Source organism: Micromonospora marincola (assembly GCF_056150385.1).
The window spans coordinates 1-13,029 of the sequence record NZ_JAXCFT010000008.1 but is presented as its reverse complement, the minus strand read 5'-3'; the positions used below and the strand labels follow the sequence as shown (position 1 = coordinate 13,029).

The window sequence follows — 13,029 nt, the reverse complement described above, 5'->3', positions numbered from 1 at the left end:
CTGCCACTCGTGGCAGGGGGGCCGGTGTCGTCGCGGGGTCAGCTCTGGACGAAGACCGCCACGCTACGCGCCGGCACGGTGAACGTGCCGCCCGCCCGGTCGAACGACGCCGTCCGCAGCGCCGGGTCGGCCGAGTCGCGCAGCACCGGGTGCAGCGCCACGCTCGCTCCGCGCAGGCCGGTGACCGTCTGCTTCGCCGTTTCCGGGGTGGCGTTGAAGACGACGGTCACCGACTTCCACGTCCCGCTGAGCCCGCGAGCGTCCAGGGTCATGGTGAGTACCCCCGGGGTCTCCGTCGCCCCGGAAAGCGGGAACGCGACCCGCTTCTGCACCTCCCGCGCGGTGGGCAGCCCGAACACCGGCGAGGACCGGCGGATCCGCAGCAGTTCCGCGTACCGGGCGTCGGCCAGGTCGATCGCCGCGCAGCCCGGCACCAGCTTCGGGTCGGCGAGCAGCGGCTTCGCGTACGGCCACTTGTCCTTGTTGTCCTGCTCCGGTGGCAGGCCGGCGCCGAATCCGTTGCCCTGGGCGCAGTCCCAGCGGATCTGGTTGAACCAGTCGCCGGAGTTGAACGAGTTGCGATCGAGCGACTTCGAGCGCAGCCGCTCCGAGCCCGCCGTCACGAAGCCGGGGCCCTGCCCGAGGGCGGTGGTCGCCAGCGCGAGCACCTGCATCCGGGCCCGGTCCTGCGCCGAGGTGCCAGGCGGCAGCTTGTACGCGAGCGCGTCGTACAGGATCTCGTTGTCGTGCGCGTCGACGTACGTGACCGCCTCGCCCGGCGCGGCGGTGTAGCCGGCCGGTGAGCCGTTGTAGTCGACCTGGCCGCCGGTGACCCGCCTGCCGGAGGAGTCGGTGAACAGGTAGTCGCGCAGGTTGCCGGTCAGCCCCACCTTGATCAGGTCGTGGGAGTGCAGCAGCCGGGCTCGCTGCTCGGCCGCCGAGCCGTTGACCTCGTCGCCGTTGGGGTCGGTGAAGAGCCCGGAGGCGAAGCCCTGCATGCGTGGGTTGGCGTCGAAGGGTCCGCCGCCGCGCACCGCGTCGCGGAGCCGGTCGTTGAACGTGCCGATCCCGGTGCCGGCCATGTTGGCCTGGGTGGCCTGCGTGAACCGGGCGTCGTCGGCGACCTCGCCGAAGTTCCAGCCCTCGCCGTAGAGCATGATCTTCCGGCCGTCGACGCCGTCGCGAGCGAGCGTGAGTTTGTCGAGCGCCGCCCGTACGGCCAGGATGTTCGCCTTCGGGTGGTGGCCCATCAGGTCGAACCGGAAACCGTCCACCTTGTACGCCTTGGCCCAGGTGACAAGCGAGTCCACCACGAGCTTGCCCATCATGGCGTGTTCCGGGGCGGTGTTGGCGCAGCAGGTCGAGTTGGCGACCGTGCCGTCGTCGAGCAGCCGGTGGTAGTAGCCCGGCACCACCTGGTCGAGCACGGACTTCGGGTCGGCGCCGGCGGCCGAGGTGTGGTTGTAGACGACGTCCATGACCACCCGCAGGCCGGCCTGGTTCACCCCAGCGACCATCTGCCGGAACTCGGTGGTGCGCCTCGCGCCGGTCGGGTCGACCGCGTAGCCGCCCTCCGGCACGGTGTAGTGCAGTGGGTCGTACCCCCAGTTGTAGCCGTCGGTGTCGGCGACCGCCGCGACGCACTTCTGCTGCTGGTCGGAGTCCGGCGGCAGCTTCGCCAGGTCGCAGGCCGGTTGGGCCTGGTCGGCCCGCTTCTCCGGGATGGTCGCGAAGTCGAACGCCGGCAGCAGGTGCAGGTGGGTGACCCCGGCGTCGCCGAGCGCCCGCAGGTGCGTCATGCCTGCCGTCTTCGGGTCGGTGAACGCGAGGTAGGTGCCCCGTCGCTCGGCCGGCACGGTGCTGTCGGCGATGGAGAAGTCGCGTACCGACAGCTCGGAGATCTGCGCCTTCGACGCCGGCACGGGCGCCGGCTTGCGCAGGTTCGCCCAGCCGGCCGGCGCGAGCGCCGGGTCGGCCAGGTCGACGATCTGACTGTGCGTCGAGTTCGGCGCGAGCGCCACCGAGTACGGGTCGGTCACCGAGGCGGTGACCATCTTCTGCGCCGCCGGCTGCCACGCCTGCACCTGGTAGCGGTAGTAGCGGCCGGTCCACGCCCGGCTGCCGCGCACCGACCAGACGCCGGTGCGGTCGTCGCGGCGCATCGCCACCGTGCTCGGCTGCGCGGTCGGCGAGTCGAACAGTTGCAGCGACACCTTCCGCGCGGTCGGCGCCCACACGGCGAGCGTCGGCACCCGGCCGGCGAATGTCGGGCCGAGCTTCGCCGAGGTGGCCGCCGGGTAGACGTCGTCGAGGACGCCGGGGATCTGCACCCCGGTGGCGCGCAGCAGCGCGCCCTCGGCGTCCCGTTCGGTCACCACGAGCTGCCCGCGCAGCGCCGCCGGCACCTTGGCCAGGTCGGCGCGATCAAGCGCGAAGGTGCGATGGGCCCAGAGATGGGGGTACGCCTGCCGTTGCGCCTCGGTCAGCCCGTTGCGCTGTGCCCGCAGCGGGAGCGTGGTGTACGTGCCGGTCAGCTCGCCGTCGGCGATGCCGATCCCGCCGGCCGGCGCGGCGACGAGCGCGTACCGCCTGCCGTCGGTCGGCCCGGTGGCCCAGGCGACGGTGGACCTGTCGATCCACTGCGCCCTCTGCTTGGTGAGGTCGACGTCCGTGGCGGCGCCGGAACTGGTCGCCGGCAGCAGCCGGCCCGTGACGCCGGCGAGCAGCCACACCTCGTGCCCGACTGTCAGGTCGAGTCGCTGGTCGTCCGGCTGGTCCTTCTCGTCGCCGTTGTGCAGGATGTAGCTCAGCCCGGTCGCGCCGGCGGCCAGGGGCACCCGGAACACCGCGCCGTACGCGTCGATCTTCTCCGGCTCGAGCGGGGCGGCCCAGTCGGTCGGGTTGGCCGCGCCGTCCCACAGGTGCAGGCCCCAGCCGTCGTAGTTGCCGTCGGCCTTGCGCCAGTGGATGACCGCGGTGCCCTCGTCGACGGGTGGGGCGGGCTCGCCGGTGGCCGCCTCGCGGGTGGGATAGAGCGCCGGGTCGCCCTGCTTGACCCAGACCTCGCCGGTCTGCGTCACGTCGATGGTGCGGTCGTTCGCCACGTCCTTGTTGCCGTCGGAGTCGACCACGAGGAAACCGACCGACGTCGCGCCCGGCTTGAGCTTGACCCAGGCGAACCGGCCGTACGCGTCCTCACCGGCGAACGGCTGCCCCTTGGGCCATTCGGTGGCGTACGCCGGGTCGATGTCGCCCCAGGCGTAGAGGCCCCAGTCGGCGTACCCGCCGGCCGGGCGCTTGTAGTGCACGATCGCCCAGTCCCGGGACGCGCCAGGCGCCGGGGTGCCGACCGTGCCGGTGGTGCGGGCGGTGGCGGTGCGGCCCCTGCCGTCGCGGACCACCGCCTTGTATTCGACTGTGGTGCCGCCGGCCAGGCCGGTCAGGTCGTGGTGGACGGTGTACGGGGCGCGGTCGGCGGTGCCCAGCAGCGTCCACTTCCCGCCGGGGACCCTCGCTGCGAACGTGACGGTGGCGAGCGGGTCGCCGGTGACCTGGGCGGTGACGGCGGCGGTGGTGGCGACCGGGTCGGCACCCGGCTCGGTGAGCGTGACGCGCGGGGCCGCGCCGGCCGACGGGATGGCCCGGTCGGCCTTGAGCACCATCGCCGACATGGCCGGCACGGTGAGGCTCAGCTTGCCGTCGGCGCCGGCCGTCGCGGTCGCGGCGCCGCCGTAGATGCCGGTGAAGCGGGTGCCGGCCGACCAGGTGTCCACGGTGACAGTCTGCGGGGTGGGCGCGTTGTTCAACGCCGCGACGTGTTCCACCCGCTCGGTGGGCAGGACGCGGGAGAACGCGAACACGCCGGGGCCGTCGGCGGCGTACCTGGTGATCTGGACGCCGTCGCGTAGCGCGGGGTGCGCCGCCCGGAGCCGGCCCAGCTCGGCGATGGTCCGGTAGAGCGGGTGCCGGGTGTCGTACTGGTCGACGGCGTGGGTGCGGCTGGTGCCGATCAGGTCGTCGTCGAGGTAGTCGGCGGTCCGCGAGGCGAACATGTCCTGCCGGGCGTCCTTGTCGCCGCCGGGGCCGGTGAAGCCCTGCTCGTCGCCGGAGTAGACCACCGGCTGGCCGCGGGTGAGGAACATGAGCTGGTGGGCGAGCTGGTCGCGGCGCAGTTGGGTGGCGTCGTCACCGCCGGCGGCGGCGATGAACGAGCCGATCCGGCCCATGTCGTGGTTGCCGAGGAACGTGGTGAGCCGGTTCGCGTCGGTGTCCCGCGCGGAGTACAGGTCGTCCTTGGCGTAGACGTCGGCGAGCGCCCGGGCCGAGCCGTCGGCGGCGGTGTAGCCGCGTGCCGCCTCCTGGAACGAGAAGTCGAGCGTGGCGGGCAGGCCGCCCTGTCGCACGTACGTCGACTCGATCGCCTGGTCGGCGCTGTAGACCTCGCCGAACATGAAGAAGTCCTTCTTGCCGGCCTTCGCCGCGGCGGCGTCGATGCCCCGGGTGAACTGCGGCCAGAAGTCGAGGTTGGCGTGCTTGACGGTGTCGAGGCGGAACCCGTCGACGCCGGCCTTGCCGATCCACTGGCCGTAGATGTCGGTCATGCCCCGGACCACCTCGGGACGCTCGGTCCACAGGTCGTCCAGGCCGAAGAAGTCGCCGTACTCGCTGTTCTCCCCGGCGAAGGTGGAGTCACCGCGGTTGTGGTACATGGTCGGGTCGTTGAGCCACGCCGGGACCTTGACCTTCGCGTCGGCCGGGCTGGCGAACGTCGGGGTGTACGGGAAGGACTGCGCGTCGACCCGGGGGAACGTCCGGGTGCCGTCGGCGTAGTTGCGGTCCTCGAAGGCCCGCCCCTGCGCGTCGCGGTACGGCGCGGTCTTCTTGTCCACGTAGCCGTACTTGTCCTGGGCGTAGCGGATGATGTCGGCGGTGTGGTTGACGATGATGTCGAGGTAGACCTTGATGCCGCGCCGGTGGGCGAGGTCGACGAGCTTCGTCAGCTCGGCGTTGGTGCCGAAGTGCGGGTCGACCTGGGTGAAGTCGGTGATCCAGTAGCCGTGGTAGCCGGCCGAGACGTCGGCGCCGACGCCCTGCACGGGCCGGTTCTTGAAGATCGGGGCGAGCCAGATGGCGGTGGTGCCCATCCCCTGGATGTAGTCCATCTTGTCGATGACGCCCTTGAGGTCGCCGCCGTGGTAGAAGCCCTTGTCGGCGGGGTCCAGACCGGTGGTGAGGCGGTCCCCGGTCAGCCCGCCGGTGTCGTTGCGCCTGTCGCCGTTGGCGAAGCGGTCCGGCAGCACGAAGTAGAACTGCTCCGCCTTCGCGGCGCTGGTCCCGGCCTTGAGCAGCGCCTCGGCGGACGGCTCCCGGTTCCACTGGGGAGCGTTGCCGGCGGCCAGGACGTCGGGGGTGGTGGCGCGGTCGGTGCCGCCGGCGGTCACCTGGTGGAGGGCCACCGGGATGCCGACGAGGGTGAGGACGAGGGAGGAGACCAGGGCGAGCAACGCCTTGGGGGAAATCGGCGTCGGTTTCATCGACGGCCTTTCTCTGGTCGCTGATTCGCCCGCACGCTAGCCCTTGCCGAAAGATTCTGCAATGCCTTGCAAACATAGTTGCAACACGGCAGAAATCTTGCGGAGGTTGGCGTTTGTCGGCGCTCGGCGACTCAGAGACCGGCGCAGGTCACCCCGTCGACCGTGCAGGTGTCCGGACGGGTGGTGCCGGTCTGCTCGAAGTGGAACCGCACCGGCACCGACGCGCCCGCGCCCAGGTCGACCCCGCTGCGATAGGTGAAGACCCGGCCGTCGAACCCGAACGGGCCTTGCTCTGCGCCCTCCACCCAGGCGGTGACCAGCCGGCCGCGCGGGAACGTCAGCCGCACCGTCCAGCCCTGCGCCGACCGACCGGTGTTGACGAGCAGCACCTCGCCGATGAAGCCGCCGTCGAAGGTGCTCAGCACGCCGTACCGGCCGGTCACCGCGGACCGCGGAACCGGCGGCGCGGGCGGCGGAGGCGCGGGCGGAGCCGGTTGGACGTCGCCGCGCGGGCTGCCTGTCGACGCGGCAGGCGTCGGTCGGGCGGGCAGCACTGTCGACCGGGGCGACAGCCCGGGCGCCACCGGACGCGACGCCGCGCCCGGCGCCCCGCCGGTCGGCGTGGGACTTGTCGCCGGCGCGACCGGGAAACCCGGCAACGACATGGCCGGGTCCGTCGGCCCCTGCGCCGGGAACGTCCGCCGCCCGCGCACCGCGCCGAGCGCCACCACAAGCAGCACCAGCATCACGACCACCCCGGTGGCGACCAGGATCCACGGGGACGAGGTGACGGCGGACGCGGGCGACGGGGTGGCGCGACGCGAGCGGGACATGTTCCTCCTGTCGGCGGGCGAGGAACGCCCGGCTGCCCTCCCCCGTTGGCGGACTGCGCCAGCCTAGCCAGAAGGACCGGTGTGCGGCGAGTGTCCGATCCGCGGCCCTGCCGCGCGGCGGAGCCACCTGATACGTTGCACGCCGATCGATGACCACAATGGCTCGTGCGGCGGTAGGACGGGTGGCCAATGACTGAGTGGCAGGGCAACATCAGGCGTGCGTCCACGGCGGACCACGCCGCCGTGACCGGAATCCTCGCCGAGGCGTTCATGCGTGACCCGGTGAGCGGCTGGATCTTCCCGGCGGACGACCACCGGGCGCGGGTCCACCCCGCCTTCTTCGGGCCGTTCGTCGCGCTGGCCCTGCGCACCGGCGAGGTCCACGTGGCCGGCGACGGGCTGGGCGCCACGCTCTGGCTGCCGGTCGACGGCGACCACGACGGCGACGAGGGCGAGGAACTGGCTGAGCTGGAGTCCGCGATCGGCACGGAGGCGATGAAACGGTTCGCCGTGCTCGACGAGTTGATGGCGGCGAACCACCCGGGCGAGCCGCACTGGTACCTGCCGTTCATCGCGGTGCATCCCGACCACCACGGCAAGGGCGTCGGCACGGCACTGCTGCGACATCGGCTGACCGATTTGGATCACGCCGGCACTGCCGCATACCTGGAGGCCAGCACGCCGCGCAACGCCGCGCTGTACGAGCGGCTCGGCTTCCGGCGTCGCCCCGTCACGCTTGACCTGCCCGGAGGGCCCAGCCTCTACCCGATGTGGCGCGACCCCGCCTGAGCGCAGTCCGCCCGTCCCGCCCCGCTTCCGCCGGGGCGGGACGCGGCCCGGCGCCGCGACGTGCCGCTCCCGTCGGGCGCGCCGCGGAACGTCAGCGGCGCACCGTCGTGGTGCTGACGTCGAGCGCGCCCACCACCGCGGTGAGCAGCCCGTCGAGCTGCGCCGGCAGGAACCGGCGGCAGTCCCGCATCCGGCCACCGACCTGCGGGTCGAAGATGTGCGCGGCAAGCCCGACCGCCTCGGCGAGACTCGCCAGCAGCAGCGTGCCCGGGTCCAGCTCGGCCGGCGACGAGTGCATCAGCATGGCGGTCAACCGGACCCGCGGCGAGGCCGCCTGATTCGGGTCGATGGCCGGCCACCGCACCTGACGGCCGATCAGCTTGCCCTGCTCCCGGCGGAGGACGCCGGCGGTGACCAGCCGGGTGCCGACCCGCTCGTTGATGTTGAGCTGGCTCCGCAGGTAGCGGATCCACAGCCGGGCGGGATGCGCGCCCTCCCGGCGAAGAATCTCGGTGATCAGCAGGTCGGTAAGCGGTTCCTGCCAGAGCCGCGGGTCGACCGCGGCGATGCCGCCACCGTCCAGGGCGATCCGCCCCTCGAACATCAGCTCGGCGAGCGCGGCGCCGGCCAGCCCGCACTCCAACCGGTCGACGGCGACGTGCGGCTTTCCGGTGAACTCGTCATGTCCGATAAGGAACAGCGCATCGGCGAGCCTGTACGTTGCTTGTGCCCCGGGGTAGGTCATGGTCCATCCTCGAACGGTGGCCGTGATCGTCGACACGGGACGGTACGGCATGACCACGCACAGCTCAATTCCGGTCCGACAGGCGCGCCCCAATCGATATCGAAGTGGGGTTGTCACGATCAGTGATCACCAATACCCTGCTTCAGGCTGTTCCGAAGTAGACAATCAACCCCTTCCCCTCCCCTGGAGAAGCCTTGTCCTCCGATCCGTTCTTCTCCGACGGTGGGCTGCGCCGTGGTCGTCTCGGCACCGCTCACCTCGTCTTCTTCACCGTCGCCGCGTCGGCCCCGCTGACCGTTCTGGGCGGCGGCGTCACCACCATGTACGCGGTCAGCGGCAACATCGGCGCGGCGCTCGGCTACGTACTCCTCGCGGTCGTCCTCGCCCTGTTCGCCACCGGCTACGCCGCGATGAGCAGGTACGTCGCGAACGCCGGCGCGTTCTACGCGTACATCGCCAACGGCCTCGGTCGAGCCGGCGGGGTGGCCGGCTCGGCGGTCGCGCTGGCCGCCTACAACGCGATCCAGATCGGTCTCTACGGGCTGTTCGGCGCGGTCATGAAGGACTTCATGACCGCCAAGGCCGGGCTCACCCTCGACTGGTGGGTCTGGGCGCTCCTGGCCTGGGTCTTCATCGGCCTGCTCGGCGTGCTCCGGATCGACCTGAACGCCAGCGTGCTCGCGGTGCTGCTCGTCCTCGAATGCGTGGCCGTGCTCATCTTCGACCTGGTCGCGTTCGCCCACCCGGACGGCGGCAGCGTCACCACCGCCGGCATCAGCCCCGGTCACCTCTTCGGGGCCGGGTTCGGGGCCGTGCTCGCGTTCACCATCGCCTCGTTCACCGGCTTCGAGAGCGGCGCCATCTACAGCGAGGAGGTCAAGGACCCGCGGCGCACCGTGGCCCGGGCCACCTACATCGCGGTCGCGTTCACCGGCCTGTTCTACGCCTTCTCCGCCTGGGCGCTCACCGTGCTGACCGGGCCGGAGAACGCGCCGCAGGCAAGCGCCGAGGCCGGCGCGGGCGTGATCTTCGGTGCCCTCGACCAGTACTCCGGCGCCGTCGTCGCGGACATCGCGAACGTCCTGTTCATCACCAGCGTGCTCGCCGCCCTGCTGTCGTTCCACAACGGCGTGGCCCGCTACCTGTTCGCGCTCGGCCGGGAGAACGTCCTGCCCCGCTTCCTCGGCGCGACGTCCAGCCGCAGCGGCGCCCCGATCGCCGGCTCGGTGGTGCAGAGCATCCTGGCCGTGGTCGTCTTCCTGGCGTTCGCGATGACCGGCCGCGACCCGGTCATCGACCTGTTCACCTGGCTGTCCGGCGCCGCCGCGGTCGGCGTCGTCCTGCTGATGACGCTCACCTCGGCCGCCGTGGTCGGCTTCTTCCGGGGTCGCGGCGGACCGGAGTCGGCCTGGCAGCGGGCGATCGCGCCGACCCTCGGCACGGTCCTGCTCACCGCCGTGCTGCTGGTGCTGCTGTTCAACTTCGACGCGCTCCTCGCGCCGGACACCGCCAGCTACCTGAAGTGGCTGCTGCCGGCGATCCCGGTGGTCGCCGGTGTGCTCGGCCTGATCTGGGGCGCGGTGCTGCGGACCAGCCGTCCGGACACCTACCGCCGGATCGGCCAGCTCGACGAGGAGAACCTGCACGAACCGGGCCTGCACTCGGCCCCCGAGACCGACCGCTGGGCCGCCAGCCGCCGCTGAGCATGTAAGGCGGGGCCCCTTCTTAACGCTTTCGGTAGAGGAGGGGCCCCCGCTTAACACCGTCAGGCGGTGCGGATGACGGTGCAGATGGCCGGGCCCTCGTCGGTGGCCCGCAGCAGATAGCGGTAGCGCTCTCCGGGCACCGCGCCGCCCTGGCTGTCCAGGAACTCCCACCGCACCGCAACCTCGGTGAGCAGGGCGGACACCTGCTGCACGTCCTCGATCTGCGCGTTCGCGGCAACCAACTCCCGCTCCTGGTAGTCGGGTGCGGCGCCGACGAAGCTGAGCGCCACCGCCGCCGGCGAGGTGAACGAGAAGCTGTACGTGTCCGCCACCACCAGCCCGGGCAGCGCGTAGCAGGCGGCGATCGCCGGCACGTCGGCCGTGGTCAGGGCCACGCCGTACCGGTCGAAGAAGTCGGTGAGCGTGTCGAGGTCGGTGGAAGCCGTCACGACGATCACCTTTACCGGCCTGCCACCGAGGCAAACCTGGTCACCGGGGCGGGATGCGCACCTCGATCTCCGCGCCGAGCCGGGCACCGCCGGTCAGGGCCAGGCCGTCGCCGCTCCAGAACCGGCCCGGGTCGTACCAGTTGGGCCGCCGGCCGGCCGGCAGCAGCCCCATCGCCTCGTAGGTCACCGCCACCACCTCCGCGCAGTACGCCGTCTCCAGCGCCCGGTCGCGCACCGGCGTCCCGCCGTGCTGCGGCCTGCCGGTGCCAGCCCGGTCGCCGTCCGGCGTCCTCCCGCTGGCCGGCGTTCTCCCGCTGGCCGGCCCGGACGCGCGTCGGTGCGGGTGCGGCATCCGGCCCCGGGCCCAGCGCCAGGCGAGCTGCGCGGTGGACGGAAACGGTGTGCCGTCGAGACGTGCGACGGTACGCAGCACCGCCTCCTCCATGGCGGCGTCGGCGGGCGGTTCGAGCTGGCGCAGCCAGCCGCGCTGGCCGTACCGGTTGGCCCAGACGCAGACGGCGTCCCGCAGGTCGTGCAGTTGGACGCCGCGCTGGCGGGTGCCGGTCCACATGTCCGTGAGCGAGCGGCCCAGCTCGGCGTGCCACATCAACGGTGGCATGTCGTCAAGCACCACCGCCATGCCCACGTGGTTGACCGGGCTGTTGGTGGTGAACTGGATCGCACGGTCGGGCACGCTGCGCCCGCGGAACACCCACAGGTCGCCGGTGCGGGTCAGCTCCACGGCCTCGTCCAGGCTGATGCTCATGGAGGACTACCCTAAGCGGATGCGGCAACGGATGCGGTGGTGGAAGCTGCTCGGCCTGGCCGGTCTCGCCGGCGTGGCGGCGACCGGCGTGGTGGTGGCCCGGGCGGAACGGCAGCGCCGGGCCTATACCCCGGAGGAGATCCGGGACCGGCTGCGCGAGCGGCACGCCAAGTCTTCATCCTCCTGAGTGGAGGGTTCAGGGGGCAGTGCGCTGCCCTAAGATCGGCGTCATGGCAAATAGCTTCTGGGAGACACAGTTCGCGCTCGACCCGCAGCCCGCGCCGGTCGAGCGACACGGCGACGTCGACCTGCACCTGCCGGCCGGCGACGGCGACCACCCCGCGATCGTGGTGGTGCACGGCGTCCCCGGACCACCGGACGCGCCCGACGCCCGGGACTGGCCGCTCTACCACGGCTACGGCGCACTGCTCGCCGAACGCGGCGCGGTCGTCGCGATCCCCCGGCTCACCGTGGCGAGCCCCGACGACCTGACCACGGTCGCCACCCGGGTCGCCGACACGGCCGACCTCGTCCGCGCCGACCCGCGCGTCGACCCCGAGCGGGTGGCCGTCTGGTTCTTCTCCGGCGCCGGCCTGCTGCTCGGCGACTGGCTACGCGACCCGCCCCGCTGGCTACGCGGGCTCGCCGCGACGTACCCCCTGCTGGCGCCGCTGCCCGGGTGGCCGCCGGTCGACCCGCGCTTCCATCCGCTCGACGCCCTCGCCACGGGCCAGGCCGACCTGCCGCCGCTCGTGCTGACCCGGGTCGGACGGGAGCGGCCCGAGGTCGCCACCGGCGTCACGGCGTTCACGACTGCCGCCCGGCGGCGCGGGCTGCCGCTGCACGTGGTCGACGTGCCGAACGGGCAGCACGGCTTCGACGCCCTGGACCACGGCGAGGAGTCCCGCGCCGCCGTACGCCACGCCCGCGACGCTCTGTTCCACCTGCTCACCGCCGCCTGACCGCCCTTGACCGACTCCACGTCCCCGAGGTGGCACCGCCCGCGCCTTGATCGACTCCACGTCCCCGAGATGCCGGCATCCCGCCCCCCGAGGGTTTGCGGCACCCCACCTCCGCGGCCGTGATCATGAACATGACGGCGATGTTGATCTCTGCCGATGCCGTCAAGTTCATGATCACCCCTCCCCCTCCGGGCCCCTCTTCGGGCGTGAGCAAGGGGTTTGCGTCGGAGTCGATCTCGGCGGCGACGCGGACTCCTCGATCACGCGCCTACCCCTACCCGGCCGGACCACTTGCGCGACCCTCCATGCCTTGATCGACTCCACTTCGGCGAGGTGGTGGGGTTTGGGCGCGTCGGGATGCCGCCACTTCGGCGAGCTGGAGGTCGATCGAGTGAGAGTTCCCGCTTTCCGGGAGCCACTTCCCACCTTCGGGACAACTAGAGATCTTGGTACGGAAATGCCCCGGGAGGGGCCATCCCGTACCAAGATTCACTGAGCGTAAGGGCCGCCGGCGGGTCGGGATGCTGCCGGACGCAAGGGCCGCCGTCGCGGGCAAGGGGCCGATTCGGTGACAGAGCGTGCGCAGTGCGTAGATGGGTGCAGAGCAAAGGCGGCGGACGAGCGCACCCGGGCGGGCGCTGACGTCACGCAGGTTCGGCCTGTGGAGAAGGGGACCGGTGGGCGGTGTGGGCGGATTGCGCATGTCGCGGATGCGGTCGAGTTCGGGTGTGTCCGGTTGTGGGCGGGTGGGGCGTGGTCGGTGCCACCGCCACGACGGAATCGCCGCCAGGGGTCAGGCGTTATACCCGGCAGACCGCGCGGAGCCCGGCCCCCACCGAGGCAACCCCGGTCGGAATCACCGGCCACCAGCCGTCGTTACACACCCCCGGGCCACCCGAGCAGGTCCCCACGGATCGCCGGGCCCGCCCACCACAGTCTTTCCCGCACGCGGCCCCCCCTCGGGGACCTGTCGCGTCTTCCCCCAACCCCGGGAGGCCATCATGGCTACCACCCTGCTGCGTAAGACCGTGCTGAGCGCCGCCGGCATCGCCGCCACCACCGGCGGCATCGCCGGCCCCGCCATCGCCGCCCACGCCACCCCCACCCACGCCGACAAGACCACCATCACCGCCGACCGCAAGAGCGGCCACGGCGAACGCGAACTCAACGTCCGCTACGAAGCCCAACCCAACTTCTACTACTGCGGCCCCGCCGCCGCCCGCAACGCCATCAGCGTCCTCGGCA

9 protein-coding genes and 1 pseudogene are annotated in these 13,029 nt (G+C 72.0%); 5 read left to right on the top strand and 5 right to left on the bottom strand.

Annotated features, from left to right (window positions below; all coding sequences use genetic code 11):
• Positions 1-38: 38 nt before the first annotated feature.
• Positions 39-5,534 carry a pullulanase-type alpha-1,6-glucosidase gene (gene pulA / locus SM450_RS18480; protein WP_474620985.1) on the bottom strand — a complete coding sequence of 1,832 codons (5,496 nt, stop codon included), beginning with the start codon at positions 5,532-5,534 and terminating at the stop codon, positions 39-41.
• A 131-nt stretch (positions 5,535-5,665) separates the two neighbouring features.
• The gene (locus SM450_RS18475; protein ID WP_474620984.1) at positions 5,666-6,367 is read right to left on the bottom strand and encodes a cellulose binding domain-containing protein; all 702 of its coding nucleotides are present in this window, start codon (positions 6,365-6,367) and stop codon (positions 5,666-5,668) included.
• Between the two features lie 189 nt (positions 6,368-6,556).
• Here SM450_RS18475 and SM450_RS18470 point away from each other — a divergent pair, with 189 nt between their 5' ends.
• On the top strand, positions 6,557-7,156 hold the full coding sequence (locus SM450_RS18470) for a GNAT family N-acetyltransferase (protein WP_474620983.1): 600 nt from the start codon (positions 6,557-6,559) through the stop codon (positions 7,154-7,156).
• 91 nt (positions 7,157-7,247) lie between these two features.
• On the opposite strand, the gene SM450_RS18465 is transcribed toward SM450_RS18470, so the two are convergent.
• A complete protein-coding gene (locus SM450_RS18465; protein WP_474620982.1) occupies positions 7,248-7,901 on the bottom strand; it encodes a GOLPH3/VPS74 family protein in 654 nt (217 codons plus the stop codon).
• A gap of 194 nt (positions 7,902-8,095) precedes the next feature.
• Between SM450_RS18465 and SM450_RS18460 the strand changes: the two genes are divergently transcribed.
• The gene (locus tag SM450_RS18460; protein ID WP_474620981.1) at positions 8,096-9,604 is read left to right on the top strand and encodes an APC family permease; all 1,509 of its coding nucleotides are present in this window, start codon (positions 8,096-8,098) and stop codon (positions 9,602-9,604) included.
• A 62-nt stretch (positions 9,605-9,666) separates the two neighbouring features.
• Here SM450_RS18460 and SM450_RS18455 read toward each other — a convergent pair whose 3' ends face one another.
• Positions 9,667-10,056, bottom strand: a complete 390-nt coding sequence (locus SM450_RS18455) for a hypothetical protein (protein ID WP_474620980.1) — start codon at positions 10,054-10,056, stop codon at positions 9,667-9,669.
• Between the two features lie 40 nt (positions 10,057-10,096).
• Complete coding sequence (locus SM450_RS18450; protein WP_474620979.1) at positions 10,097-10,822, bottom strand: hypothetical protein; 726 nt, start codon at positions 10,820-10,822, stop codon at positions 10,097-10,099.
• Here SM450_RS18450 and SM450_RS18445 point away from each other — a divergent pair.
• From SM450_RS18445 to SM450_RS18435, 3 genes and pseudogenes are all read left to right on the top strand, one after another.
• The gene (locus SM450_RS18445; RefSeq protein ID WP_474620978.1) at positions 10,821-11,009 is read left to right on the top strand and encodes a hypothetical protein; all 189 of its coding nucleotides are present in this window, start codon (positions 10,821-10,823) and stop codon (positions 11,007-11,009) included. The two genes, SM450_RS18450 and SM450_RS18445, sit on opposite strands and share 2 nt — an antisense overlap.
• Before the next feature lie 43 nt (positions 11,010-11,052).
• On the top strand, positions 11,053-11,784 hold the full coding sequence (locus SM450_RS18440; RefSeq protein ID WP_474620977.1) for an alpha/beta hydrolase: 732 nt from the start codon (positions 11,053-11,055) through the stop codon (positions 11,782-11,784).
• Between the two features lie 1,001 nt (positions 11,785-12,785).
• Positions 12,786-13,029: pseudogene (locus SM450_RS18435) on the top strand (C39 family peptidase); the annotation flags it as partial.